Origin of the sequence: Streptomyces echinoruber (assembly GCF_014651135.1) — a bacterium.
In the GTDB taxonomy this organism is placed as follows: Bacteria; Actinomycetota; Actinomycetes; order Streptomycetales; family Streptomycetaceae; genus Streptomyces; species Streptomyces echinoruber.
On sequence record NZ_BMWH01000002.1, the window covers coordinates 1 to 26,375 of the forward strand.

19 protein-coding genes and 2 tRNA genes are annotated in these 26,375 nt (G+C 72.5%); 18 read left to right on the forward strand and 3 right to left on the reverse strand.

Annotated features, from left to right (window positions below; translation table 11 throughout):
* From IE225_RS02905 to IE225_RS02950, 10 genes are all read left to right on the forward strand, one after another.
* The coding region (locus tag IE225_RS02905) for an ADP-ribosyltransferase (protein WP_308432437.1) at positions 1 to 1,533 on the forward strand (1,533 nt) is incomplete at its 5' end.
* A 41-nt stretch (positions 1,534 to 1,574) separates the two neighbouring features.
* A complete protein-coding gene (locus IE225_RS02910) occupies positions 1,575 to 1,979 on the forward strand; it encodes a hypothetical protein (RefSeq protein WP_190055709.1) in 405 nt (134 codons plus the stop codon).
* Positions 1,980 to 2,061: 82 nt separating this feature from the next.
* The gene (locus tag IE225_RS02915) at positions 2,062 to 2,463 is read left to right on the forward strand and encodes a hypothetical protein (protein ID WP_190055710.1); all 402 of its coding nucleotides are present in this window, start codon (positions 2,062 to 2,064) and stop codon (positions 2,461 to 2,463) included.
* A gap of 90 nt (positions 2,464 to 2,553) precedes the next feature.
* Positions 2,554 to 3,231 (forward strand): hypothetical protein, encoded by a 678-nt coding sequence (locus tag IE225_RS02920; protein ID WP_190055711.1) that lies wholly within the window; start codon positions 2,554 to 2,556, stop codon positions 3,229 to 3,231.
* Positions 3,232 to 3,370: 139 nt separating this feature from the next.
* Complete coding sequence (locus IE225_RS02925) at positions 3,371 to 3,904, forward strand: HD domain-containing protein (RefSeq protein WP_229879191.1); 534 nt, start codon at positions 3,371 to 3,373, stop codon at positions 3,902 to 3,904.
* A 101-nt stretch (positions 3,905 to 4,005) separates the two neighbouring features.
* Positions 4,006 to 4,302 carry a hypothetical protein gene (locus IE225_RS02930; protein ID WP_190055713.1) on the forward strand — a complete coding sequence of 99 codons (297 nt, stop codon included), beginning with the start codon at positions 4,006 to 4,008 and terminating at the stop codon, positions 4,300 to 4,302.
* 76 nt (positions 4,303 to 4,378) lie between these two features.
* The gene (gene eccD, locus IE225_RS02935; protein WP_190055714.1) at positions 4,379 to 5,734 is read left to right on the forward strand and encodes a type VII secretion integral membrane protein EccD; all 1,356 of its coding nucleotides are present in this window, start codon (positions 4,379 to 4,381) and stop codon (positions 5,732 to 5,734) included.
* Positions 5,735 to 5,754: 20 nt separating this feature from the next.
* Positions 5,755 to 7,164, forward strand: a complete 1,410-nt coding sequence (locus IE225_RS32810) for a MinD/ParA family ATP-binding protein (RefSeq protein WP_229879192.1) — start codon at positions 5,755 to 5,757, stop codon at positions 7,162 to 7,164.
* A 51-nt stretch (positions 7,165 to 7,215) separates the two neighbouring features.
* Positions 7,216 to 11,193, forward strand: a complete 3,978-nt coding sequence (eccCa, locus tag IE225_RS02945) for a type VII secretion protein EccCa (RefSeq protein WP_190055715.1) — start codon at positions 7,216 to 7,218, stop codon at positions 11,191 to 11,193.
* Positions 11,194 to 11,200: 7 nt separating this feature from the next.
* A complete protein-coding gene (locus IE225_RS02950; RefSeq protein WP_190055716.1) occupies positions 11,201 to 12,631 on the forward strand; it encodes a DUF6177 family protein in 1,431 nt (476 codons plus the stop codon).
* Between the two features lie 126 nt (positions 12,632 to 12,757).
* Here IE225_RS02950 and IE225_RS02955 read toward each other — a convergent pair whose 3' ends face one another.
* On the reverse strand, positions 12,758 to 13,885 hold the full coding sequence (locus IE225_RS02955) for an acyltransferase family protein (RefSeq protein WP_190055717.1): 1,128 nt from the start codon (positions 13,883 to 13,885) through the stop codon (positions 12,758 to 12,760).
* A gap of 589 nt (positions 13,886 to 14,474) precedes the next feature.
* Here IE225_RS02955 and IE225_RS02960 point away from each other — a divergent pair.
* On the forward strand, positions 14,475 to 14,669 hold the full coding sequence (locus IE225_RS02960; RefSeq protein ID WP_190055718.1) for a hypothetical protein: 195 nt from the start codon (positions 14,475 to 14,477) through the stop codon (positions 14,667 to 14,669).
* A gap of 293 nt (positions 14,670 to 14,962) precedes the next feature.
* Here the strand turns inward: IE225_RS02960 and IE225_RS02965 are convergent.
* A tRNA-Gly gene (locus tag IE225_RS02965) sits at positions 14,963 to 15,033 on the reverse strand.
* 357 nt (positions 15,034 to 15,390) lie between these two features.
* On the opposite strand from IE225_RS02965, the gene IE225_RS02970 reads away from it, so the two are divergent.
* The 5 genes from IE225_RS02970 to clpX all read left to right on the forward strand — a co-directional run bounded on the left by IE225_RS02970 (position 15,391) and on the right by clpX (position 20,692).
* Positions 15,391 to 15,467 (forward strand) — tRNA-Pro (locus IE225_RS02970).
* Positions 15,468 to 15,659: 192 nt separating this feature from the next.
* Entirely contained in the window at positions 15,660 to 17,105 is a 1,446-nt protein-coding gene (gene tig, locus IE225_RS02975; RefSeq protein WP_190055719.1) for a trigger factor, read from the forward strand.
* 310 nt (positions 17,106 to 17,415) lie between these two features.
* Positions 17,416 to 18,021, forward strand: coding sequence for an ATP-dependent Clp protease proteolytic subunit (locus IE225_RS02980; protein ID WP_190056076.1), 606 nt, complete (start codon positions 17,416 to 17,418; stop codon positions 18,019 to 18,021).
* 517 nt (positions 18,022 to 18,538) lie between these two features.
* The gene (locus IE225_RS02985; RefSeq protein WP_308432438.1) at positions 18,539 to 19,219 is read left to right on the forward strand and encodes an ATP-dependent Clp protease proteolytic subunit; all 681 of its coding nucleotides are present in this window, start codon (positions 18,539 to 18,541) and stop codon (positions 19,217 to 19,219) included.
* A gap of 189 nt (positions 19,220 to 19,408) precedes the next feature.
* Entirely contained in the window at positions 19,409 to 20,692 is a 1,284-nt protein-coding gene (clpX, locus tag IE225_RS02990) for an ATP-dependent Clp protease ATP-binding subunit ClpX (RefSeq protein WP_190055720.1), read from the forward strand.
* 119 nt (positions 20,693 to 20,811) lie between these two features.
* Here the strand turns inward: clpX and IE225_RS02995 are convergent, their stop codons facing one another.
* On the reverse strand, positions 20,812 to 21,855 hold the full coding sequence (locus IE225_RS02995; protein ID WP_190055721.1) for a hypothetical protein: 1,044 nt from the start codon (positions 21,853 to 21,855) through the stop codon (positions 20,812 to 20,814).
* 161 nt (positions 21,856 to 22,016) lie between these two features.
* On the opposite strand from IE225_RS02995, the gene IE225_RS03000 reads away from it, so the two are divergent.
* Both IE225_RS03000 and folC read left to right on the forward strand, forming a co-directional pair.
* Positions 22,017 to 24,668 (forward strand): valine--tRNA ligase, encoded by a 2,652-nt coding sequence (locus IE225_RS03000; RefSeq protein ID WP_190055722.1) that lies wholly within the window; start codon positions 22,017 to 22,019, stop codon positions 24,666 to 24,668.
* Positions 24,669 to 24,856: 188 nt separating this feature from the next.
* A complete protein-coding gene (gene folC, locus IE225_RS03005; protein ID WP_190055723.1) occupies positions 24,857 to 26,371 on the forward strand; it encodes a bifunctional tetrahydrofolate synthase/dihydrofolate synthase in 1,515 nt (504 codons plus the stop codon).
* The last annotated feature ends 4 nt before the right edge of the window (positions 26,372 to 26,375 follow it).

Genomic DNA, 26,375 nt, shown 5'->3' on the forward strand with positions numbered 1-26,375 from the left:
CGGATCATCGACCCGATGACGTATGTCGGCAAGGCCGCCGGGGCGGGCCTGTCCAAACTCGGCGACATCGCCAAGGCCATCAAGGGCGCCGGCAAGATCGACATGCCCACCCTCCCCGACGGCACCGTGCACCTGCCGGACGGCCGCCTGCTGGACGGCGACGGCAACCTGATCGGCCACGACGGCACGATCGACACCACACCGGTGCCGCACGAGGCTGCTCCCCAGCTTCCGGCCCACTGGACCATCCAGGACCCGCAGCCGGTGTACGCCGGAGTCCACACCGGCGACGGCGTGGCCCACACGACCGACGCCGCCACCGACGCCGGGCCGCGCTACGACACGACGCCCACGCCGTCGTCGTACGACCACACGCCCACGCCGTCGTCGTACAACCACACGCCCACGCCGTCGTCGTACGACCACACACCGGCACCGTCGTCGTACGACCACCCGGCGACCCCGGCCTCGTACGACCACGCCCCCACGGCCCACGACCACACCGGCACGGCCACCACCCCGCACACCGGCGGCCACGACGTCCCCGGCACCCACACGACGGAGACGCCGCACGGCACCGGCCACGACACCCCGGGCGGCCACACCGGCGACACCTCCCACGGCGCCGGGCACGACACCGCCGGCCACGGCCACGACGGCGCCGGCCACGGCCACGACAGCGGCGGGCACGGCCACGACGGCGGCGGGCACCACGACGGCGGGCACGACGGCACCGGCCACACGGACGACACCGGCTACCCGGACGCTCCGCACGACCCGGCGGACATCACCCCGCACCACGGCGCCGACGCCACGACGGCCTCCGGCCACCCGGGCACGGACATGCCGGAGCACGGCGGGGCCGGGGAGCAGTTCGAGTACAAACCGCTCATGTCGGCGGACGACTTCGGCAACCTGCCCACCGACGCGGACCGGCACGCGGTGGCCATGGCGGAGCTGACGCCGGGCACGAATCCCGCGCCCAGTCTCTCCAACGAGGCAGGGCAGGCGTACGGCGACACGTACTGGAACGACTACCTCGACAACCTCGACGACGGCCCGCGAGACGCGCTGTACACCTACAGCGACCACTATTACACGCAGATCAACGGTTTCCTGCGGGGTGAGATCCCCGAGGTGTCTTCCCACATCCAGCACACCATCGATGAGATGGACAAGGTCATGGGCACCCGTCCCGTGCCCGAGGACGTCATGGTCGTCCGAGGTACCGGGATCGACCATCTGAACCTGAGGTCACCGCTGGAGATGGAGGGCAACATCTACGGGGACGCCGCATACACCTCCACGGCGCTCGGCAAGACGGTGCCGCCGCCCTTCGACCTCAAGCCGGTGCACATGCACCTGCGGGTGCCGAAGGGCACGCCGGCTCTCTGGATCGACCACATCTCCGCGAATCCCGGAGAACGGGAAATGCTGCTTGCTCGCGGTACGAAGTACAAGGTGACGCGCGTTTTCCTGGACGAGACGGACGGCAAGTACCACGTCTATGGGGAGGTCCTGCCGAGGCCGTAGCATCGTCGCGGATCAGGCAGAGGCAAAGGAATGCAGGCTTCATGAGCAGTGAACGACCGATCAACCCGCGCTTCGCCGAGGACATGCGGTTTCAGGAGGCGCCGGGCGGTCCGCCCCGCTACCGGGACTGGACCGATAAGCCGGTGCAGTACTTCACGGTTGTCGACAAGCAGGGCGGTGCGATCCTCGGGTACCTGTGGGCGGGCGACGAGGACAACGCCGCCGCGTACGAACCGCGGGAGGCCGCCGGTGCCCGGGCGGTGAACGAGGGCGGTTTCTGGATCCGTCGGCTGCGCAACGCCAAGGAGCGGGGCATCCGCCCGTCCCAGGCCTTGGCCGAGCTGTACGGCGACCCGGAGCCGGCCGGCAAGGGCCGCCCCCTGCCGGGGTCCCTCGCTGATGCCCCGAACGCCGCAGCGATCGAGGCTCTGGCCAAAGGTGATTAGCGAAGACGACATCGTATGTTTCATCCGGTGCACCACGTCACCGCCACCGCCCCGGCGGCGGAGCCGGGGAAGCGTGGACTTCATGAGCAGTGAACGACCGATCAACCCGCGCTTCGGCGAGGACGTGCGCTTCGACCTCGTGGCGCCGGGGCCGGCGCGGTACCGGACCTGGACCGACAAGCCGGTGCGGTACTTCACGGTGGCCGACAAGGAGGGCGGCACGGCCCTCGGGTACGTGTGGGCGAGCGACGAGGACGACGCCGCCGCGTGGGTGCCGCGCAAGGCCGCGGGAGGCCGGGCCCTCGCCGAGGGCGGTCACTGGCACGCCCGGCTGCAGGAGGCCAAGGGGCGGGGCGTCCCGCCGTCCCAGGCCCTCGCGGAGATGCTGTCCGACCCGGAGGGCAACCGCGGGCGGGCCCTGCCGGGCTCCCTGCGCGACGCCCCGAACGCCGACGCGGTCAAAACGCTCGCCAAGGACGCATAGCGCGGCCCGAGACGTCGGCACACGCCACACGACACGCACGTACACCATCCACAGGACGATCCACACGACACCACGGGGGAGCACCTCACCATGACCACGCCGCCCGCGCCCGGCAGCCACCAGCCGATCCAGGGCAATCCGTACGGGTCCCCGCCGCAGGGCAACCCGTACGCCACCTCGTACCCGCCCCAGGCCGCGCAGCCGTACGCCGCGCAGCCCGGTCACCCGCAGCCGTACGCCGCGCAGCCCGGTCACCCGCAGCCCTACGCCGCGCAACCCGGTCACCCGCAGCCCTACGCCGCGCAGCCCGGTCATCCGCAGCCGGCCGCCCCGTACGCCCACCCCCAGCCCTACGGCGCTCCCCACCCCGGCGCCCCCCTCATGTGCAGGTTCTGCGGCGGCGCCCCCGCCGTTCCCGTCGCTTTCCGGGCCCACCGGGGGATCCTGATCCTCATGACGTTCCGGAAGCTGGACGGGCCGATGTGCGCGACCTGCGGGCTGGGCGCGTACCGGACGCTGACGACGGAGACGCTGTGGCAGGGCTGGTGGAGCCCGTTCTCGCTGTTCCTGTTCACGCCGTTCACGCTGCTCTACAACCTCGTCGCCGCCCGCAAGGTGAAGAAGCTCCAGCCTCCGGTGCCGGGACAGCACGGGCAGCAGATCGATCCGGGCGTGCCGGTGCACCGGCGGCCGCTCGCCTACGTCGCCCTCGTGCCGGTCCTGTGGCTCCTGTTCATGATCGTGTCGGGGCTGGCCTCGGGCTCGTGACGTGACGGCCCCAGGGTGTACTCCGCGCTCCCCGATGCCTTATGTTGCCGGGGCGGAGTCAGGGGGAGTCATGCCACAGGACGGGCACCGTCGAGCCCGGGAAGCGCGCCCGCAGGCGCCGGCGGACGCCGGGACGCTCATGAGCGTCGCCGACGTCGAGGCCGTCGCCCGCGCCGCGCACGCCGGGCAGACCGACAAGGCGGGACGGCCGTACGCGGAGCACCTGGCGGCCGTGGCCGAGGGCGTGCGCGCCCGGGGCGGGGGAGACGAACTCGTCGCCGCCGCCTGGCTGCACGACGCGGTGGAGGACGGCGTCCTCGACGAGGAGTGGCTCGAGGCGGCCGCGCTCCCGCAGCGCACCAAGGACGTGGTGCGGGCCGTCACCAAGCGGCCGGGGGAGGAACCGGAGGCCTACGCCCGCCGGATCCTGGCCACCCCGGGCGCCCGGCTCGTCAAGGCGGCCGACCTCGCGCACAACGCCGACCCGCGCCGCCTGGCCGCCCTCGACGCCCCCACCGCCCGGCGCCTGGCCGCCAAGTACACCGCCATGCGCCGCCACTTGGGCCTGACCGCCGACGACCGGCCGGCCACGACCGGCCGGCCACGACCGACCACCGGCGAACGACCACCGGCGCCGGCCGCCGACGACCGACCACCGGCAAACGGCCGCTGACGAACCGGCGTTGACGACCGACCAGTGACGACCGACCAGTGACGACCGACGACCCGGCGAAGACGACCGAAGCAGACGACGACTGAAGCAGACGACGACTCATGACACGGGACTACGACAGCCAGCTGCTGGAGTCGGTGGCGGTGCGCCGGCGCCGGCTGCGCGACGCGCTGCTGTTCGGCGCACAGCGCGCCCGGCGCACGGCGGACGAGCGGCTCGGCAAGGTGTTCGCGGGCATCGCCATCGCCGCCGTGCTGTGCGCGGGCTGCGTCGGCTGGTCCTTCCTGCAGGCCACCCTGGCCAAGCAGAAGGCCGAACAGCGCAAGCAGCAACAGCAGCAGGAGCAGTTGTACAACCCGACGCCCTCCGCCGAGGGCACCACGGCGGGGAAGCGGTGAACGGCGTGTGCGCGACCGGGTGTTCACGCCCCCGCGGGCTCCGTGGCCGAAACGACGCGATGATAGGTTCCGGTGAGTGGTGAGCGCAGCAACGACGTCCCGGACCCAGCTCAGCCGGGTCACCCTGGTCGGTGAGCGGCGACGTGCCGACATCGTCCTGCCGTCGGACACACCGATCGGCCAACTGCTTCCCGACATCCTGCGGTTGCTCGACGACCGCGTCGCCAACCGGCCCACCACCCGGCAGCTGATCACCTCCGACGGCTCGGTGCTGCCGCACGACGCCACCCTCGCCTCGGCCGAGGTCCCCGACGGCGCCGTGCTGCGCCTGGTGCGCGCCCACGCCGCACCGCCCGCGCCGGTCGTGCACGACGTCACCGACCAGGTCGCCGACGACCTCGACCTGCGCTCCTGGCGCTGGCGCCCGGCCGCGCGCCGGGTCAGCGCCGGGGTGGCCACCGTGGCGTTCGCCGTGGCCGCGGCGCTGCTGGCGCGCCGGGAGTTCGCGCTGGACTCCGTCGCCGGCGCGCTCGCCGCCGCCACCGTCGTCCTCCTCGTCGCGGGTGCGCTCGTGGCGCGGATCGGCGGCGGCAACCGGGGACTGGCCACCGCGCTGCTGCTGGCCTCCGGCGGGCTCGGAGTGCTCGCCGCGTGGACCGCCGCCGACGCCGACTCCTGGAGCGCGACCGCCCGGCTGGCCGGTGTCGTCGGCGCGCTGGTGCTCACGCTCGTGCTGCTCGCCTACTTCTCGCCGCTCGGCCGCGGCGGGCTGATCGGGGCCGGCGCGGCGGCCGTGGTCACCGCCGTGTGGGAGGCCGTCGCCGCCGTACAGGACCGGCCGGACCGGCTGGGCGCGGTGATGGCGGTGTTCTCGGTGGTGCTGCTCGGGCTGCTGCCGCGGTTCGCGCTGATGGCCTCCGGCCTGACCGGGCTGGACGACAAGCGGTCCTCGGGCGCCTCGGTCAGCCGGCACCAGGTCGCCAACGCGCTCGCCGCCACCCACCGCGGGCTCGCCCTGGCCACCGTGGTCACCGCCGCCTCGGCCGCCGCCGGCGGCTGGCTGCTGACCACCGCCGCGCGGCCCACCGCGTGGACCGTGGTGCTGGCCTCGCTGACCGCCGTGGTGCTGCTGTCCCGGGCGCGGGCCTTCCCGCTGGTGGCCGAGGTGGTGGCGCTGTTCGCGGCCGCCGCGCTGCTCGTCGTACGGCTCGCGGTGCTGTGGCTGGACCACGCCGGCGGCGCGGGCGCCCTGGTGCTGCTGGGCGTGGCCGCGCTGCTGCCGCTGCTGGCGCTCGCCATCGAGCCGCCGGAGCACGTGCGGGTGCGGCTGCGCCGCTTCGCCGACCTGGTCGAGTCCCTCGGCGTGATCGGGCTCTTCCCGCTCGCCGTGGGGGTGTTCGGCATCTACGGACAGCTGCTCGACAAGTTCTGAGGGCAGGGGAGAAGGGCGACATGCCGAACGGGGACAACTGGCAGAGCGACGTGCTGCGCGACCTGAGGAGCACCGCGTCCCGGCCGCAGCAGCCGCAGCCGTCCGAGCCGGGGCAGCAGGAACAGCGGGAGCCGCGGCAGCCGGACACGCCCGGCGCGGGCACCCCTGGCACAGGCACGGCCGTACCCGCGCCGGGGCAGTCTTCGCGGGAGCAGGCCGTGGCCGCGCCCGCCTACGGCTACCCGCCGCAGGAGCACGCCTCCGCCGCACCCGCCTACGGCTACCCGCACCCCCAGCCGCACGCCGGGCAGGCCGCCGCCGGTGCCACGCAGCCGTACCCGGCGCAGCCCGCCCTCGACCAGGCGGCCGCCCAGGCCCACGCCGCCCACACCGCGCCCGCCCAGGCCGCGCCCGCCCACCCCCAGCAGCCGTACCCGGCCCCCCAGTCCCAGACCCAACTCCAGCCCCAGGCCCAGCCCCGGCCGCAGCCCGCGCCCGCCCACCGCGCCGCCCCCGACTCCCGCCCGGTGGTCGACAAGCGGTTCGCCGCCGCCGGCCTCAAGCCCCGCCGCGGCGAGCCGTTCACCGCCCGCGCCTGGCGGACCGTGCGCCGCACCGTCTCCTCCTCGGCCGCCCGCGAGGTCGCCGAGACCACCGCGACCGCGGAGGTGCTGCAGCAGGCGGTCACCACCGGCCGGCAGATCGCGGTGACCTCGATCCGCGGCGGCTCGGGCAAGACCACGGTCACCGCCCTCCTGGGCACCACCTACGCCCACTACCGGCACGACCCGGTGCTCCTCGTCGAGGCCGACCCGGCGCTCGGCTCGCTGCCGCTGCGGCTCGGCGCCCAGACGCTGCGCTGGACCACCGGCGACCTCGCCGGGATCGTCGAGCCGCAGATGTCGCTGCTGGACGTCACCGGCTACCTGGTCCAGCTCCCCGACAACGCCTGGCTGCTGCCCGGCAGCCAGGGGCAGGTCGGCGCGATGCTCGACACCAGGGGCTACGAGCGCGTCATGGTGTCGCTGCGCCGCTACTTCGGCGTCACCGTCGTCGACTGCGAGACCCTGCCCGCCGAGGTGGCCCGCGCCGCGCTGTCGGCGGCACAGGCGCGGGTGCTGACCGTGCCGGCCACCCTGGAGGGCCTCACCAGCACCTACGCGGTGCTGGAGTGGATGCGCGGCCTGCCCCGGGACGTGATGACCTCCACCGTCGTCGTCCTCACCGAGACCGTCCCGCACCCCGGCCTGGACCTGGAGAAGGCCGCCGAGCAGGTGAAGGCGACCGGCGCGCACGTGCGCGTGCTGCCCTACGACCGGCACCTGGCGGCCGGCGGCGCCATCCGCACCGACCTGCTCGCGCGGGCCACCCGGCAGGCGGTCACCGAGCTGGCCGCCGAGGTGTTCCGGCTCTCCCAGAAGCGCCGCTGACCGCCCCCGGCACGAAGGGACTTCAAGGGACGAGGGAAGACAGGGACGACGATGAGCACCCGACTGATCCACCGCCCGGCCCGGACCACCCGGCCCCCGGCCGCCCCCGAGCCGCGCACCATCGAGGCGCCGCCCAACCTGCCCGAGGGCAAGGCGGGTTCGATCGCGACCTCGCTGCTGCCCGTGGCCGGTGTGATGTCGTCCGTGGTGATGATGACGGTGGTGCGCAACAGCCAGTTCGCCGGGCTGGGCGCGATCATCCTCCTGGTCACCGTGCTCGGCTCGCTCACCCTCGTCTTCTCCCAGCGCGGCAAGGCCCAGCGCACCCGCCGCACCCAGCGCGAGGCCTACCTCGCCTACCTGGAGGACCTGCGCGAGGAGCTGTCGGGGGAGGAGCGGGAGCGCCGCGAGACCGCCCAGGTGCTCAACCCGCCGCCGGACGCCCTGTACGACATCGTGCGCGACCCGGCGCGGCTGTGGGAACGGCGGCGCCTGGACGGCGACTTCCTGCGCGTGCGGGTCGGTACCGGCGAGATGCCGGTGCGGGACCTGAAGGTCGCCCAGCAGGGCTCCTCGGTGCTCACCCCGCCGGACGAGTTCATGCTGAACGAGGCGTCCGCGCTGGTCGCCCGCTTCAGCCACGGCACCGAACTCCCCCTCACCGTCCCGCTGGACCGCGTCGGCAACGTCAGCGTCATCGGCCCCCGCGAGGACACCCTGCGCGTCGCCCGCGCCCTGCTCGTGCAGGCCGCCGCCACCCACGCCCCCGACGACGTGGCGATGGCCCTCGCCGTGCCCGGCGACCGGCTGGCGGACTGGGAGTGGGCCAAGTGGCTGCCCCACCTGCTGGACACCGAGCAGTACGACGGCCCCGTCGCCGCCCGCCGCATCGCCCCCTCCGTGCCCCAGCTCGCCCGCCGGATCGGCCCGGAGCTGCGCCGCCGCGCCTCCTACGCGGCCGAGGTGCGGCGCGGCCTGTCCGGGCAGGACGCCCTCGCCATGACCTCCCGCCTGCTCGTCGTCGCCGACGGGCACGGCGAGGACGCCGTCGACCTGCCCCGCCCCGACGACGCGGTCGGCCTGCGCGAGATGGGCGTCACCGTCCTGCACCTGCTCGACGAACGCATCCAGGAGCCCGGCCACGTCGGCGTGCGCATCACCGTCGACGGCGAGCGCGTCCTCATCGAGGACCTGCGCGAGGCCGAGCCGATCAGCGCCCACGGCACCGTCGACGAGGTCGGCGTCCCCTTCGCCGAGGGCCTGGCCCGCATGCTCGCCCCGCTGCGGCTGTCCGCCGAGTCCACCGCCGACGCCCCGCTGACCGGACCGGTCGACTTCGCCGAACTCCTCGGCATCGACGACGTCGCCCGTCTCGACCTCGACCGGCTGTGGGCACCGCGCGGCGAACGCGCCTTCCTGCGCGTGCCGATCGGCGTCAACGACGCCCGCGAGCCCGTCCTGCTCGATTTGAAGGAGTCCAGCGAACTCGGCATGGGCCCGCACGGCCTGTGCGTCGGCGCCACCGGCTCCGGCAAGTCCGAGCTGCTGCGCACCCTGGTGCTCGCCCTGGTCGCCACCCACCCGCCGGAGGACCTCGCCCTCGTCCTCGTCGACTACAAGGGCGGCGCCACCTTCGCGCCCTTCGCCGGCCTGCCGCACGTCGCCGGCGTCATCACCAACCTGGAGAACCAGGCCGGCCTCGTCGAACGCGTCCACGCCTCCCTGGCCGGCGAGGTCAAGCGCCGCCAGCAGGTCCTCAAGGACGCCGGCAACGTCGCCGACATCGGCCACTACGCCGCCCTGCGCGCCGAGAAGCGCCCCGATCTGGAGCCGCTGCCGCACCTGTTCGTCGTCATCGACGAGTTCGGCGAACTCCTCACCGCCAAGCCCGACTTCATCGACCTGTTCCTGTCCATCGGGCGCATCGGCCGCTCCATCGGCGTCCACCTGCTGCTGTCCAGCCAGCGCATCGAGGCCGGCAAGCTCAAGGGCCTGGAGACCTACCTGTCCTACCGGCTGGGCCTGCGCACCTTCTCCGCCGACGAGTCCCGCACCGTGCTGGACACCACCGACGCCTTCCACCTGCCGCCGCTGCCCGGCTTCGGCTACCTCAAGGTCGACACCAGCCACTACGAGCGCTTCAAGGCCGGCTACGTCTCCGGCGCCTACCGCGGCCCCGTCCAGCGCGAGGCCGAGGACACCGGGCCGCTGGCGCTGCCGTACGAGGCGTACAACACCCTCGGCGAGGACGAGAGTTCCGCGCCCGAGGAGCCGCAGATGCGGCGCCGCGAGACCGGCCCGACCGAGATGGGCGTCATGGTGCGGCAGTTGGAGGACGCCGGGGTGCGCCCGGTGCGCCGCATCTGGCTGCCGCCGCTGCCCGACGCCGTCGCCCTCGACAAGGTCGCCGGGCCCGTCGAGGTCGGCCCGCGCGGCATGCAGCTCGCCAAGCGGCGCGGCCCGCTGCGGGTGCCCCTGGGCATCCTCGACGACCCGACCAAGCAGTGGCAGGGCCAGTGGTACCTGGACCTCACCCTCGCCGGCGGCCACGCCGCGGTCATCGGCGGCCCGCAGTCCGGCAAGACCACCCTGCTGCGCACCCTCGCCCTGTCCCTGGCGCTCACCCACACCCCGCAGGAGGTCGGCATCTACGGCCTCGACCTGGTCGGCGGCGGCCTGCAGGCCCTGTCCGGCCTGCCGCACGTCGGCGGCGTCGCCGGCCGCGCCGACCGGGAGCGCGCCGCCCGCACCATCGACTCCGTGCGCGCCATGCTCGACCAGCGCGAGGAGCTGTTCCGCGTCCACGGCATCGACTCGGTCGAGCAGCTGCGCACGCTGCGCGCCGCGGGCCGCGTCCCCGAGCTGGCCTCCACCGAGATCGTGCTGCTCATCGACGGCTTCGGCGCCCTGCGCGACGACTTCGAGCAGCTCGACGACGCCGTCGTGGACATCCTCAAGCGGGGCAGCGGCTACGGCATCCACGTCGTCGCGGGCATGCTGCGCTGGAACGACGTGCGCATCGCCACCCAGTCCCAGTTCGGCACCCGTGTCGAGCTGCGCCTGAACGACCCGAGCGAGTCCAGCATCGACCGCAAGCTCGCCGAGACCCTCGCCCCGGAGGAGAAGGGCCGCGTCCTGACCGACGGCAAGCTGTTCGCGCAGGTCGCCCTGCCGCGCACCGACGGCCTGGCCGACACCGCCGACCTCGGCGCCGTCCTGGAGCGCACCGCCCGCACCGTCCGCGCCACCTGGACCGGTGAGGTCGCCCAGCCCGTCCGCGTGCTGCCGCACGTCCTCGAACCCCACCAGTTGCCCGGCCCGGCCGCCGAACCGCGCCGCGTCCCCATCGGCCTGGAGCAGACTCAGCTCGCCCCCGTCCTGCTCGACCTGTTCGAGCACGACCAGCACCTGCTGATCATGGGTGACAGCGAGTGCGGCAAGACCAACCTGCTCAAGGTGATCACCGAGGGCCTCATCGAGCGCTACGGCGACGACGAGATCGTCTTCGGCGTCTTCGACCCGCGCCGCGGCCTGCGCGGCGCCGTCCCCGAGGAGTACCGGGGCGGCTACGCCTACAACGCCAAGCTGGCCGGCGCGCTGGCCGCCGGCATCGCCTCCGAACTGGACAAGCGGCTGCCCGACGAGAGCGCCGACGCCGCCGACCTGGAACCGGGCAGCTGGGGCTCCGGCCCGCGCATCGTGATCCTCGTCGACGACTACGACGTCCTCACCACCGCCGGCCAGCAGCCGCTGGCGCCCTTCGTGCCGTACATTCCCTCCGCCGTCGACATCGGCCTGCACTTCGTCCTCACCCGCCGGGTCGCCGGCGCCTCCCGGGGCCTGTACGAGCCGCTGCTGCAGAGCCTGCGCGAGTCCGGCGCCTCCGCCCTGGTGATGTCCGGCGACCGCGGCGAGGGCCAGCTCTTCCCCGGCGTCTACGCCGGCCAGCAGCCACCCGGCCGCGGAACGCTGGTGCGCAGGGGCGAGCCGAACCGGCTGATCCAGACCGTCTACGCGGGGACCAGGTGAACCACCCATGACCAAGGACGTCATCGCTCTCACCAAGAAGATGCCCGACCCGCTGAGCGTGCTCGCGGGCCTGTTCGCCGGCGGCCCCGACATCCTCGTGGGCGCCGAGGGCGACGGCGCCCTCGTCCAGCTCTGCGACGACCAGGGCCGCCCCCTGGTCTCCGTCGAGGCCCCGCTGCTCGTCCAGGTCAGGGGAGAGGCGCAGCGCCTCCTCGGCGCCGTGGAACCCGAGGTGCCCTACTGGTGGACCGAGGCCCGCGCCACCACCGGCGTCCAGCAGGCCGAGCAGCTCGCCGGCACCTTCGCCGCCCGCATCGCCGACCTGGTCGGCGGTACCGCCTGGCCGCCCGAGGCCGCCAGGTCGCTGGCCGTGGTCAAGACCGACGGCGTCACCGCCGTCCCCGCCCCGGCCGCCGCCCAGCCCGCCGTCGACGTCCTCACCGACAAGGTCGCCGTCGTCATCCAGGACCGCCCGGTCGTCGCCATGACGGCCTGGCTCGCGGACGCCTTCCGCGCCGTCGCGGAGGCTCAGCTCGGCCTGCAGATCGTCACCCCGGCCGGCACCCGCCTCTCCCCGGCCGTCCGCAACGCCCTGCCCGGCTGGCCCTCCCGCTGGGTCGTGCAGGACGAGAAGGACGGCTACTACGACGGCCTGTCCGGCGCCGTCCTGGAGTGGAAGAACGGCCTGTTCGTCACCGTCGAGTCGCCGGACGCGACCCCCGAGGACCCGCGCACCCCGATCGCCGAGTCCTTCCGCAAGGACGCCGAGAAGGCCGGGGACACCGGGGAGCGCCAGCTCGCGGTCTCCTTCCGCTGCGTCCACCCGGCCGACGACCGCCTCGTGCTGGGCGGCGCCGTGGAGGCCGTGTGGCGCGAGATCACCGGCGAGCCCCCGGCCGGCTGGGGCACCGAGGAACCCGCCAACCTCCCCTGGTCCCCGCGCCAGTTGACCGACGTGGCCCACGAGCGCTCCCCGCAGCCGACGTGGTGCGTGGTCGTCGGCACCCCGGAACGCCCGGCCCTCGCCACCGTCCGGGTCACCCGCACCAAGGGCGGCGTCGAGGAGGACGTCACCCTCGCCTTCGGCTACGGCCCCGGCGAGGAGCCGCCCACCGAGGCCGTGCCGCGCGCGGCGGAGGTCCTGGCCACCCGCCACGACCTGCAGTCCATGCTGGTGCAGATCCGCCGCGCCCGCCGCGACCTGTCCGTCCCGCCCCGCTTCGAGGGGCCCGGCGTGCCGTACGCCTTCGTGCTGGGCGCGGAGGAGGTCCGGGCCATGCCGGGCGACCGGGCACGGCGCACCCCCCTGCCGCAGGCCCCGAGGGAACTGGGCCCGAGGACCCGCCCGGCGCTGTACTACCCGCTGCCGGGCGACCCGTCCGACCTGTCGGGCTGGCAGGACTTCGAACGCCTGATGCGGCACCTGAAGGGCGCCTGACGGAACCGGGGGCCCGGGGGTGGCTGACGCGCCCGGGCCCCCGGTTCCGTCAGGCGGGCGCCCAACGAGAAACGGGCTGCCCGCACCGGGCAGCCCGTTTCTCGTGGGGACGGGGGTGTGTCCCGGTCAGGCGGCGGCCTTCGCACGCTCCCGTTCCCGCTCCCTGGCCAGCTCGGCCGCGTCCTGCTGGAACGCCCACCTCATCTCCGGCTCCATCACGCACCGGAAGACCCGGCGCACCGGCGGCGTGCACAGCAGCGTCACGGCGACGGCCGCCAGCACGGTCACGGAGATCTCCCCCAGCGGCCGGTGCAGCCAGGCGTGGTCGAACCAGCCGCGGTACTCGCCGGCCTTCACGAGGAAGCCGTGCAGCAGGTAGCCGTAGAGCGTGCCGGCGCCGAGCGAGGTGAACCACATCCTGCGGCGCGGCACCCAGGAGAAGAAGCACGCCGTCAGCACCAGCGAGCAGCCGAACAGGGCGAGCGTCATCACCGGCCCGGTCCACCACGGCGCCCCCAGCTCCTGCGCGGAGTCGCGGTGGTAGAACCACGCGGTGTTCATGCGCGGCACCGCCCACCAGCCGACGGCCAGTGCGGCGGCGAACACCGGCACCGACAGGATGCGCACCGAGCGGCGGCGCACCAGCTGGAAGTGCTCGGGCCGCATCGACAGGCCGAGCACGAAGTACGGCAGGAACTGCAGCGTGCGCTGCAGGTCGAGGTCGTCGCCGATGCTCGGGCACACCGAGGCCAGCATCGCGATGGCCAGGGCCACCGGGAGCGGCCGGCGCACCAGCTTCCAGACCGGCGTGGTCAGCCGCCAGATGAACAGCGCGCACAGGAACCAGGTCAGGTACCACGGGTCGAGCAGGCTGATGTCCTGGTCGGGGGCGTGGTCGATGACGCGCTTGAAGAGCGGGTACGCCGTCTCGAAGACGACGTAGGGGACGGCGACACCGGTGATCAGCCGCTTCAGCCGGTCGGGGCGCAGGTCGAAACTGCGCGAGAAGAAACCGGAGATGAGGATGAACGCCGGCATGTGGAAGCAGTACACGACCGTGTACACACCTTCCAGGATCCGGCTGTCACCCTTGAGCGGCTCCCAGGCGTGACCCATGGCCACCAGCACGATCGCCAGATACTTGGCGTTGTCGAAGAAGGCGTCGCGCTGCTTGCCGGAGCGGGCGGCGGGCCGGGTGCCTGCGGCGTCGGTGCCCGTCTGCGGGCGTACGGGGGACGAGGCAGCGTGAAACATCTCAGGCACCCTAGCGTTGTCCGTGGGATTTCGTAAAACCCCCGACGTCATTCCTGGTTAACCGCCCGGGTACCCCGTATTCGGCGAAGTCCACGGCCTTGTCGGCGTGATGGGCAACACACGTGCAACACACGTGCGTCCTTGGGGAGTTCACTCTCCGTGCTGCCGTCCTTGTGGCCATTCGTCGGGACTAAGCGGTGCATAACACTCGCGGGCGACTCCGGTTGAATGTCCGCTTGGTTGTGCTTCGTCCGTCGTGTCGACAGGGCGCGTGGCGACGTGCGGCGCACCCGCGGGACCACCCGGCCGCTCATCCGAATTCCGTGCGCACGAGATGTGTGGACACGGAAAGGATCCAGTCGAATTCCCTTGTGGTTCCCCTGTGCTTCCCCTGTGGGGGACGCCTCGAATTGCCGTACGGAACGCAAGGACGTGCCCGGTTTCCCCCTTCGCCGCGCGGCGTGTCGCCGGATGATGCGTCACGCGCCGCATACGCGGGCCGCGTTGGTGGCACGATGGTTCTGGCGGGGGCGCGCGGGGTTGGCGCCCCCGGGCCGGGAGAGCGGACCGACCGAGGGTGGGATCAGTTGTGGCCATTTCACTGTCCGTGGTGCTGCTGTTGGCGATCATCCTGGTGGTGCTGCTCCGCGGAGGCTCCCTCAAGGCCGGGCCCGCGATCGTGGCGATCCTCTTCGGCTTCTTCCTCGCCTCCACCGGGATGGCGCCGTCCATCAACCGGTTCCTGAACTCGATAGCCGAAACGATCAACTCGATCAGATTCTGAGCAGGTCCCGACCCGGGTCCTGGCCCAGGTCCTGGTCGAGTTCCGGCCGGCCCGGCCGAGTCCTGTGCATCCCCGGCCCCGGCGCACCCGCCCCGGTGGCGGAGAGGACTCCCGCGCCGCCCGGACCCTCGGCGCCCGCGCCGCGAAGGCCCGCGAAGCGCCCCGGCCGGGACGGCGCCCGCGGCGGAGACACCCCGGATTCACTCCGGGATCACCCCGGGTTCAGTCGGTGAAAACACCCCGGGCCCGGTTCCCCGCATCGCGCGGAGGACCGGGCCCGGAGCCGTGCACAGAGCGGGCGACGGGAATCGAACCCGCGTAGCCAGTTTGGAAGACTGGGGCTCTACCATTGAGCTACGCCCGCAGGACGACGCGCCGCGGATCGCGCGGAAGATCGCGCGGCCACGGCACACAAGGCATCGTAGCGGGTCGTACGCGGTCGCCGCACACCCCTTGCTTCCCGAGCCCCGCGCGCGTTCCCCCTCTTCCCGTCTCTTTCCGCATCCCGCGCGCGTTCCCCCCGGGTCCTGCTCGCGCACCCCGTTCGGTCGGCACCGGTCCGCACCGATCCGGGCGCCCGCCCCCGCGCGCACGCGCCCCACGCACGCCGGCGCCCCCGTACGTGCCCCGGCGTCCGCCCGCACCCCGCCGCGCGCCCGGACGTCGGCGCAATGCGGCCGACGCGGCGCCGATCGGCATGTACCCTACGTGTCGCACCAGACGGGGTGTGGCGCAGCTTGGTAGCGCGTCCGCTTTGGGAGCGGAAGGCCGTGGGTTCAAATCCCGCCACCCCGACCACCAGCCGAACCGGCTGCCGGCGACCGGGCCCACCGCCCGGGGTGATCGCCTTTGGGGCGTAGAGGGCCTGCGGTTACTATGCAAGCTGCACGCCCGTGTGTCTCACCCTCTGAAGTCCTCGGGGCGGCGAAATCCGCCGGGCCGGTCTGGCCCCGGCAGAAACCCAGCAGTCAGCCACAAGGAGACCGAACCGTGAAGAGCGCCGTGGAGACCCTGAACCCGACCCGGGTTCGGCTCACTGTCGAGGTGCCCTTCGAGGAGCTCAAGGACAGCCTCGACGCGGCGTACAAGAAGATCAACCAGCAGGTCACGGTGAAGGGCTTCCGCAAGGGCAAGGTCCCGGCCCGCGTCATCGACCAGCGGTTCGGCCGCGGAGTCGTCCTGGAGGAGGCCGTCAACGACGCGCTTCCGAAGTTCTACACCGAGGCGGTCAACGAGGCCGAGCTGAGCCCGCTGGGCCAGCCCGAGGTCGACATCACCGAGCTGAAGGACGGCGAGACGCTGAACTTCACCGCCGAGGTCGACGTCCGCCCGACCATCGAGATCCCGGACTACTCCGGCATCGAGGTCGAGGTCGACCCGGTCGAGGTCACCGACGAGGACGTCGACAAGGCCGTGCAGCAGCTGCGCGAGCGCTTCGCCTCCACCACCCCGGTCGAGCGCGCCGCCGAGGACGGCGACGTCGTCACGATCGACCTGGAGGCCAAGGTCGACGGGAAGGTCCTCGAGGACGGCATCGCCAAGGACGTCTCCTACACCATCGGCTCCGGTGAGCTGCTGGACGGCATCGACGACGCCGTGAAGGGCCTGTCCGCCGGCGAGGAGGCCACCTTCACCTCCGAGCTCAAGGGCGGCTCGGCCGCCGGCCGCCAGGCCGAGGTCACCGTCAAGGTCACCCAGGTCGCCAAGCGCGAACTGCCCGAGCTGGACGACGAGTTCGCGCAGCTCGCCTCCGAGTTCGACACCCTCGAGGAGCTGCGGGCCGACAGCCGCAAGCGCCTGGAGAACATGAAGAAGTACGACCAGGCCACCCAGGCCCAGGAGCGCGTCCTGGAGAAGCTGCTGGAGCTGGTCGAGGTCCCGGTCCCCGAGAAGCTCCTCGAGGACGAGATCAACACCCGCAAGCACAACCTGGAGCACCACCAGCTCGCGCAGATGGGTCTCACCCTCGACAAGTACCTGGAGCTCCAGGGCAAGACCGCCGAGGAGTTCGAGAACGAGACCCGCGAGGCCGCGATCAAGGGCATCAAGACCCAGTTCGTGCTCGACGAGCTCGTCTCCAAGGAGAAGCTCAACGTCAACCAGGAGGAGCTCACCGAGCACCTCATGCGGCGCGCCGCCTCCTCCGGCATGTCCCCCGACCAGTTCGCCCAGGCCGTCGTCCAGAACAACCAGGTCCCGCTCCTGGTCGGCGAGGTCGCCCGCGGCAAGGCCCTGGCCCTGGTCGTCGAGGCCGCCACGGTGAAGGACACCAACGGCAACGTCATCGACCTCGACGAGGACGAGGAGGACGAGGAGACCGAGTCCGCCCAGGCGACCGAGGAGGCCCAGGGCGAGGCCGCCGAGTCCGCCCAGCCGGCCGAGGCCACCGAGTCCGCCGAGGCCACCGAGTCCGCCGAGGAGAAGACCGAGGGCTGACGGCCCCGGCCTCCGGCCCCGGCCCGGACGCGGGACGGCAGGACGACGCGAAGATCGCGAAGACGTGAAGAGCGGGAACAGGCCCCGAAGCGCAGCAAAGGCTCCGGGGCCTGTTCGCGTACCCCTCGGTCGCTACGCCCCCGGCGAACACCCCCCATACCGGGATTCCCCGAAGGGACCCGCGCGTTAGGGTCCATGAATACGAGGGCAGGGGAGTCGCCGAAGCGCCGGACGGCCCCACGCCCCGGCAGAACACGTGAGACGGCCCGGCGCCGTCGTAAGACGAGCAGGTGGATACGTGACGAATCTGATGCCCTCCGCCGCCGGCGAGCCTTCCATCGGTGGTGGCCTCGGCGACCAGGTCTACAACCGGCTGCTCAACGAGCGGATCATCTTCCTCGGCCAGCCGGTCGACGACGACATCGCGAACAAGATCACCGCACAGCTGCTGCTCCTTGCCGCCGACCCGGACAAGGACATCTACCTGTACATCAACAGCCCGGGCGGTTCGATCACGGCCGGCATGGCGATCTACGACACCATGCAGTACATCAAGAACGACGTGGTGACGATCGCCATGGGCCTCGCGGCCTCGATGGGTCAGTTCCTGCTCAGCGCCGGCACCCGCGGCAAACGCTTCGCGCTGCCCAACGCCGAGATCCTGATCCACCAGCCGTCCGCCGGCCTGGCCGGTTCGGCCTCCGACATCAAGATCCACGCCGAGCGGCTGCTGCACACCAAGAAGCGGATGGCCGAGCTCACCGCCTTCCACACCGGTCAGACGGTCGAGCAGATCATCCGCGACTCGGACCGCGACCGCTGGTTCGACGCCTACGAGGCCAAGGAGTACGGCCTCGTCGACGACGTCATCGCCACGGCCGCCGGCATGCCGGGCGGAGGCGGCACCGGGGCCTGAGCCGGTCCCGCGGCCCCACCCCGGCCCGCGGGACCGGCTGCCGCTCCGGTAAGGCCCCGGGAAGCCCCGGGTCGGCTGCACTCCGTGCCCACGGGCCCGCAGAAGCCCGTAGGACCGCCGTACAGCCTTCCACGCGGCTTCCCGGTCTCCCGGCCGCGGTACCGCGCCCCGGCGGCGATGCGGCGCACCCAGGGCCTCTACGGCCCCGAAGCCGGCGGCCCGGCCCGCACCGCCCGCCGGAACCGGCCGCCCCGCCGACCCCGCAGGGCCGCCGGGACCACCGGGCCCACCGGCCGGACCCGGCAGCCGGCAGCCCGCCCGGGGCCGCAGCCGGACCCGCGGAGCCCCAAGGGTCCGCAGGCCCGCAGCCGGCCGCAGCAGCCCCCGCCGGCCCACCCGGGCCCGCAGCCCCCGCCGGCCCACCCCGGGCCCGCGGGCGGCGCCGAAGCCTCCACGGGGCCGCCACGCCCCACCCGCCAGCCCCAGCCGACCGCCCCAGCCCCTTTCAGGAGACACCGTGAACGACTTCCCCGGCAGCGGCCTGTACGAGCGCATGCGCGCCGAGTACACCGGTCCCACCGCCGAGTCCCGCTACGTCATCCCGCGCTTCGTCGAGCGCACCTCGCAGGGCATCCGCGAGTACGACCCGTACGCGAAGCTGTTCGAGGAGCGCGTGATCTTCCTCGGCGTGCAGATCGACGACGCCTCCGCCAACGACGTCATGGCGCAGCTGCTGTGCCTGGAGTCGATGGACCCCGACCGGGACATCTCGGTCTACATCAACAGCCCCGGCGGCTCCTTCACCGCGCTCACGGCCATCTACGACACGATGCAGTTCGTGAAGCCGGACATCCAGACGGTCTGCATGGGCCAGGCCGCCTCCGCCGCCGCCGTCCTGCTGGCGGCCGGCACGCCCGGCAAGCGCATGGCGCTGCCCAACGCCCGCGTGCTGATCCACCAGCCCTACAGCGAGACCGGCCGCGGCCAGGTCTCCGACCTGGAGATCGCCGCCAACGAGATCCTGCGGATGCGCGCGCAGCTGGAGGAGATGCTGGCCAAGCACTCCAGCCAGCCCATCGAGAAGATCCGCGAGGACATCGAGCGCGACAAGATCCTCACGGCCGAGGAGGCGCTGAACTACGGTCTCGTCGACCAGATCATCTCCACCCGGAAGATGAACAACGCCGCGATCCGCTGACGCGGCGGGGTTCCCCCGCACGGGGGAGGGTATCGTCTGCCGCCCTTGGCACGGTTCGGCACGGTTCACGTCGAGCCGAACCGCGCCAAGGGGGGCCCGAACGAGGGGCCCGGCAAGGTACCGTCGGACATAAGGCAGCACCAGGAGCCGCTCGACCTAGGCGGGTCCCAGGCGAAGGGGAAGCACACCGTGGCACGCATCGGTGACGGCGGCGATCTGCTCAAGTGCTCGTTCTGCGGCAAGAGCCAGAAGCAGGTCAAGAAGCTCATCGCAGGGCCCGGTGTGTACATCTGCGACGAGTGCATCGATCTCTGCAACGAGATCATCGAGGAGGAGCTCGCGGAGACCAGCGAGGTGCGCTGGGAGGAACTGCCCAAGCCCCGCGAGATCTACGAGTTCCTCGAGAGCTACGTCGTCGGCCAGGAGGCCGCGAAGAAGGCGCTCTCCGTCGCGGTGTACAACCACTACAAACGGGTCCAGGCCGGTGAGAACGGCGGGCAGGGCCGCGACGACGGCATCGAACTGGCGAAGTCCAACATCCTGCTGCTCGGCCCGACGGGATCGGGCAAGACGCTGCTCGCCCAGACCCTGGCCCGCATGCTGAACGTCCCGTTCGCGATCGCCGACGCCACGGCGCTGACGGAGGCCGGCTACGTCGGCGAGGACGTCGAGAACATCCTGCTGAAGCTGATCCAGGCCGCCGACTACGACGTCAAGAAGGCCGAGACCGGGATCATCTACATCGACGAGATCGACAAGGTCGCCCGCAAGAGCGAGAACCCGTCGATCACGCGCGACGTCAGCGGCGAGGGCGTCCAGCAGGCCCTGCTGAAGATCCTGGAGGGCACGACGGCGTCCGTGCCGCCGCAGGGCGGCCGCAAGCACCCGCACCAGGAGTTCATCCAGATCGACACGACGAACGTCCTGTTCATCGTGGGCGGCGCCTTCGCGGGCCTGGAGAAGATCATCGAGGCGCGGGCGGGCGCCAAGGGCATCGGCTTCGGCGCGACCATCCGCTCCAAGCGGGAGCTGGAGTCCCGGGACATGTTCCAGGACGTCATGCCCGAGGACCTGGTCAAGTTCGGCATGATCCCCGAGTTCATCGGCCGCCTGCCGGTCATCACCTCCGTGCACAACCTCGACCGCGAGGCCCTGCTGAAGATCCTCGTCGAGCCGCGCAACGCGCTGGTGAAGCAGTACAAGCGGCTGTTCGAACTCGACGGTGTGGAGCTGGAGTTCGAGCGCGGCGCGCTGGAGGCCATCGCCGACCAGGCCATCCTGCGCCAGACCGGCGCCCGCGGCCTGCGCGCCATCATGGAGGAGGTCCTCCAGGGCGTGATGTACGAGGTGCCCTCCCGCAAGGACGTCGCCCGCGTCGTCATCACCGCCGACGTCGTCCTGTCCAACGTCAACCCGACCCTCATCCCGAGGGACGCCCGCGGCCGCGGCCCGGGCGAGCAGAAGACGGCGTAACCCCCTTACGCAGGAAGCCCCGGCTTACGCGGGAAGCCCCGGCTTACGTGGGAAGGGCCCCGGCCGACCGGCCGGGGCCCTTCGCGTGTCCGGACCTCGTGGTGCCGGGCCTCGTGGTGTCAGGCCTTGACGCGGATCTCCGTGCGCAGCTTGGTGGTGAGGTCCACGGCGGTGTCCTTGGGGGTGTCCGCCGCGTTGTCGCCGGGCGAGACCATCGCCATGGTGCTGTAGTCCGCCCACGCGCAGAACCAGTGGGTCTGCCGCTGCTTGGTCAGGGCGTTGGTGCCCTTGACCGCCTGGCACTTCATCACCGCGCCGTCCACGTCCACCGACTCCGGCTGCCCCACGAGTTCGGTGTGGGTGAAGCCGCCGCCCGACGAACCGCTGTCGCCGGAGCCGTTCTTCCTGACGTCCTTCTGGATGCCGGCGAAGAACTTGTCCAGGGACGCCTGCGGATCGGCGATTTTGCCGTAGGCGCCGACGACGGTGATGCCCTTGGCCGTCAGCATCGTGCTCTTGTCGGGCACGGTGGACGGGTCCCGCGGGTCGTAGCCGCTCAGGTCGGCCGTCGAGTACTGGGCGAAGACCGCCGTGCCGTCCTGCACGCCGCTCTTGCGCAAATCCCGCACGGTGTCCGTGCCGTTGTCGCTGTCCTTGGTGACCCGCTTGTACTCGGTGAGCACCGTCGCCGGCGTCGTCAGCTTGTGCGGGCCGTCGTCCGCGAGGCCCGAGGAGCCCCCGCCGACGACGAGGGATGCGCCCACGCCCACCGCCGCCACCACGACCACCGCGCCGACGATGATGGCCGCCTTCTTCTTCCCGCCGCCCGCCGCGGGCGGCTGCGGCGGGCCGTAGGGGGCCTGGCCGTACGGCGGCTGCTGGCCGTAGACGGGCTGCTGCCCGTAGGGCTGGGTGGGTTGCTGGCCGTAGGGCTGGGCGGGTTGCTGGGCGTACGGGCCCGGCTGCGGCGGGACGCCCTGCGGGGCCTGCGGATAGCCGTAGCCGGGCTGGACGGGCGGAGTGGGTGGAACCGGCGGAGCGGGCGGCTGGCCGTAGCCGGGCTGCGGCGCCTGCGGCGGCGGTCCGCCGTACGGTCCGGGCTGCCCGTACGGTCCGGGCTGCTGGGGCTGCCCGCCGTACGGGCCCGGCTGGTTGTGGCTCATGGTTCTGGGTTCCCCTCCAGACGCTTGTGCGATGCCCACATCCTGGCCGACAGGCCCGGCGCACCGGGCGGCGGGGGAGCGGACCGTTACACAACGAACGCGTTTCGGGACGGGACAAACGCGTTTCGGGACGAGGCTGTGACGCCTCTAAACTGACCCCCGTGACCGAGAACGCTCAGCAGCAGCCACCCGCGACCACCACCGACCTGCCGACCCAGTACGTGCCGGCCGACGTAGAGGGGCCGCTGTACGAGCGTTGGGTGGAGCGCGGTTACTTCGAGGCGGACGAGAAGAGCGACAAGCCGCCGTACTGCGTCGTCATCCCGCCGCCGAACGTCACGGGCAGCCTCCACCTGGGCCACGCCTTCGAGCACACCCTCATCGACGCCCTCACGCGCCGCAAGCGCATGCAGGGGTACGAGACGCTGTGGCAGCCCGGCATGGACCACGCCGGCATCGCCACCCAGAACGTCGTCGAGCGCGAGCTCGCCAAGGAGGGCAAGTCCCGGCACGACCTGGGCCGTGAGGCCTTCGTCGAGCGGGTCTGGCAGTGGAAGGCGGAGTCCGGCGGGCAGATCTCCGGTCAGATGCGCCGCCTCGGTGACGGCGTCGCCTGGTCGCGTGAGCGCTTCACGATGGACGAGGGCCTGTCCCGGGCCGTCCAGACCATCTTCAAGCGGCTCTACGACGACGGGCTGATCTACCGCGCCGAGCGGATCATCAACTGGTGCCCGCGCTGCCTGACCGCCATCTCCGACATCGAGGTGGAGTACCAGGAGGACGACGGCGAGCTGGTCTCCATCCGGTACGGCGAGGGCGAGGACTCGGTCGTCGTCGCCACCACCCGCGCCGAGACGATGCTCGGCGACACCGCGGTCGCCGTCCACCCCGACGACGAGCGCTACCGGCACCTGGTCGGCCGGACCGTCAAGCTGCCGCTGACCGACCGCTCCATCCCGGTCGTCGCCGACGAGCACGTCGACCCCGAGTTCGGCACCGGCGCCGTCAAGGTCACCCCGGCCCACGACCCGAACGACTTCGAGATCGGCCGGCGCCACGACCTGCCCACGCTGACGATCATGGACGAGCACGCCGTGATCACCGCCCACGGCCCCTTCCAGGGCCTGGACCGGCTGGAGGCCCGCTCCGCCATCGTCGCCGCGCTGCGCGCCGAGGGCCGGATCGTCGCCGAGAAGCGGCCCTACGTCCACTCCGTCGGCCACTGCTCGCGCTGCAAGACCACCATCGAGCCGCGTCTGTCCCTGCAGTGGTGGGTCAAGGTCGGCCCGCTGGCCAAGGCGGCCGGCGACGCCGTCCGCGACGGCAGGGTCACCATCCACCCGCGGGAGATGGAGAAGCGCTACTTCGACTGGGTCGACAACCTCTACGACTGGTGCATCTCGCGCCAGCTGTGGTGGGGCCACCGCATCCCGGTCTGGTACGGGCCCGACGGCGAGGTCGTCTGCGTCGGCCCGGACGAGGAGCCGCCGAGCGGTGAGGGCTGGCGCCAGGACAGCGACGTCCTCGACACCTGGTTCTCCTCCGGCCTGTGGCCGTTCTCCACGCTGGGCTGGCCCGAGCAGACCGAGAGCCTGCGGAAGTTCTATCCGAACTCCGTCCTGGTCACCGGCTACGACATCCTCTTCTTCTGGGTCGCCCGGATGATGATGTTCGGCCTGTACGCGATGGACGGCACCCCGCCGTTCCACACCATCGCGCTGCACGGCATGGTCCGCGACCAGCACGGCAAGAAGATGTCCAAGTCCTTCGGGAACGTCGTCAACCCGCTGGACTGGATGGACAAGTACGGCTCCGACGCCCTGCGCTTCACCCTCGCCCGCGGCGCCAACCCCGGCGTCGACGTGCCCATCGGCGAGGACTGGGTCCAGGGTTCGCGCAACTTCTGCAACAAGATCTGGAACGCCACCCGCTTCGCGCTGATGAACGGCGCGACGGTCCAGGGCCCGCTGCCGGACGCGTCGAAGCTGTCGGCGACCGACCGGTGGATCCTCTCCCGGCTGAACGCGGTCGTCGCCGAGGTCGACGCGTACTACGACGACTACCAGTTCGCCAAGCTGTCCGACGCGCTGTTCCACTTCGCCTGGGACGAGGTCTTCGACTGGTACGTCGAGCTGTCCAAGACCACCTTCCAGGCGGGCGGCGAGGCCGCCGACGTCTCCCGGCGCGTCCTGGGCGAGGTCCTCGACGTCACGCTGCGGCTGCTGCACCCGGTCGTCCCCTTCGTCACCGAGACGCTGTGGACCACGCTGACCGGCGGCGAGTCGCTCGTCGTCGCCGAGTGGCCGACGGCCGTGTCCGTTCCCGGGGCCGACCTTCCGGGCGGCTTCCGCGACGAGGCCGCCGAGCGGGAGATCGCCCTCCTGCAGGAGGTCATCACCGAGGTCCGCCGCTTCCGCGCCGACCAGGGCCTGCAGCCCGGCCAGCGCGTCCCGGCCCGCCTCACCCTCGACGGCACCCCGCTCGCCGCGCACGAGGCCGCCATCCGGCAGATGCTGCGCCTGCAGCCCGCGGGCGGGACCTTCACCGCGACGGCGACCCTGCCCGTCGCCGGGGCCGAGATCGCCCTCGACCTGTCCGGCGTGATCGACGTCGCGGCGGAGCGCAAGCGGCTGGCCAAGGACCTGGCGGCGGCGCAGAAGGAGCGGCAGCAGGCCGAGGCCAAGCTGGGCAACGAGGCCTTCCTCGCCAAGGCGCCCGAGCACGTGGTGGACAAGATCCGCACGCGGCTGGCCAAGGCCGAGGAGGACATCGCGCGCATCCAGGCGCAGCTGGAGAAGCTGCCGCCGGCGTGAGACCGCCGGCCACGGCACCCAGGGCCCCGGAAGCCGCGTCGGCTCCGGGGCCCTCGGCGCGGGCGCGGCCCCTGCCGTGGGGCGGGGGCCTTCGCCGCGGGGCCGGGGGCTGTGCCAGAGGGTAGGCCTTCGCCGCTGGGGCGGGCCTTCGCGGCGGGGCGCCGGCGCACCTCCGTAGACTGGCAACCGTGAGCAAGCTCCCCGACGACACCCCCCAGCCCGACCCCCTCGACTCCTTCGACGAGATCATCGCCGCGGAGACCGACCGCGATCCCGACCTCGCCGTCATCGAGGCCGGCAGCCGCACACTGCGCACCCAGGGCGGCCCGCCGCAGGCGGACGTGCCGGCGCGGCCGGAGGACCCGGAGGTGGACCGGGCGCTGCGCGAGGTCGAGGCGGAGCTGGCCACCCGCTGGGGCGAGACCAAGCTGGAGCCGTCGGTCGCGCGGATCACGGCGCTGATGGACGTGCTGGGCGAGCCGCAGCGGTCGTACCCCGCCATCCACATCACCGGCACCAACGGCAAGACCTCCACGGCCCGCATGATCGAGGCGCTGCTCGGCGCCTTCGAGCTGCGCACCGGGCGGTACACCTCCCCGCACGTGCAGTCGATCACCGAGCGGATCAGCCTGGACGGGGCGCCGATCCCCGCGGAGCGGTTCGTGGAGACGTACCACGACATCAAGCCGTACGTGGAGATGGTGGACGCGCGGCAGGAGTACCGGCTGTCGTTCTTCGAGGTGCTGACCGGCATGGCGTACGCCGCGTTCGCGGACGCGCCGGTGGACGTGGCGGTCGTCGAGGTCGGCATGGGCGGCAGCTGGGACGCGACCAACGTCATCGACGCCCCGGTCGCGGTGATCACGCCCATCGACCTGGACCACACCGACCGGCTGGGCTCGACACCGGGCGAGATCGCGCGGGAGAAGGCCGGGATCGTCAAGCGGGACGCGACGGTGGTGCTGGCGCAGCAGCCGGTGGACGCGGCGCAGGTGATCCTGCGCAAGGCCGTGGAGGTCGACGCGACCGTGGCCCGGGAGGGCCTGGAGTTCGGGGTGGTCTCCCGGCGGGTCGCGGTCGGCGGTCAGCTCCTGACGCTGCGCGGGCTGGGCGGCGAGTACCCGGACGTGTACCTGCCGCTGCACGGCGCGCACCAGGCGCACAACGCGGCCCTGGCGCTCGCCGCCGTGGAGGCGTTCTTCGGGGTGGGCGCGCAGCGCGCCGAGCCGCTGGACGAGGAGACGGTGCGCAAGGCGTTCGCGTCCGTGGCCTCGCCGGGCCGCCTGGAGGTCGTACGGCGCTCGCCGACCGTGGTGCTGGACGCCGCGCACAACCCGGCGGGCGCGCGGGCGACGGCCGAGGCGATCCAGGAGGCGTTCCAGTTCAGCCGGCTGATCGGGGTCGTGGGCGCCAGCGACGACAAGGACGTGCGCGGGCTGCTGGAGGCGTTCGAGCCGATCTTCGCGGAGGTCGTGGTCACACAGAACTCCAGCCACCGGGCGATGGACGCCGACGCGCTGGCCGCGCTGGCGGTGGAGGTGTTCGGCGAGGACCGGGTCCAGGTGGAGCCGCGGCTGCCGGACGCGCTGGAGGCGGCGATCACGCTGGCCGAGGAGGAGGGCGAGTTCGCGGGCGGCGGGGTGCTGGTCACCGGCTCCGTCATCACCGTGGGCGAGGCCCGGCTGCTGCTGAAGAAGGGCTGAGGTA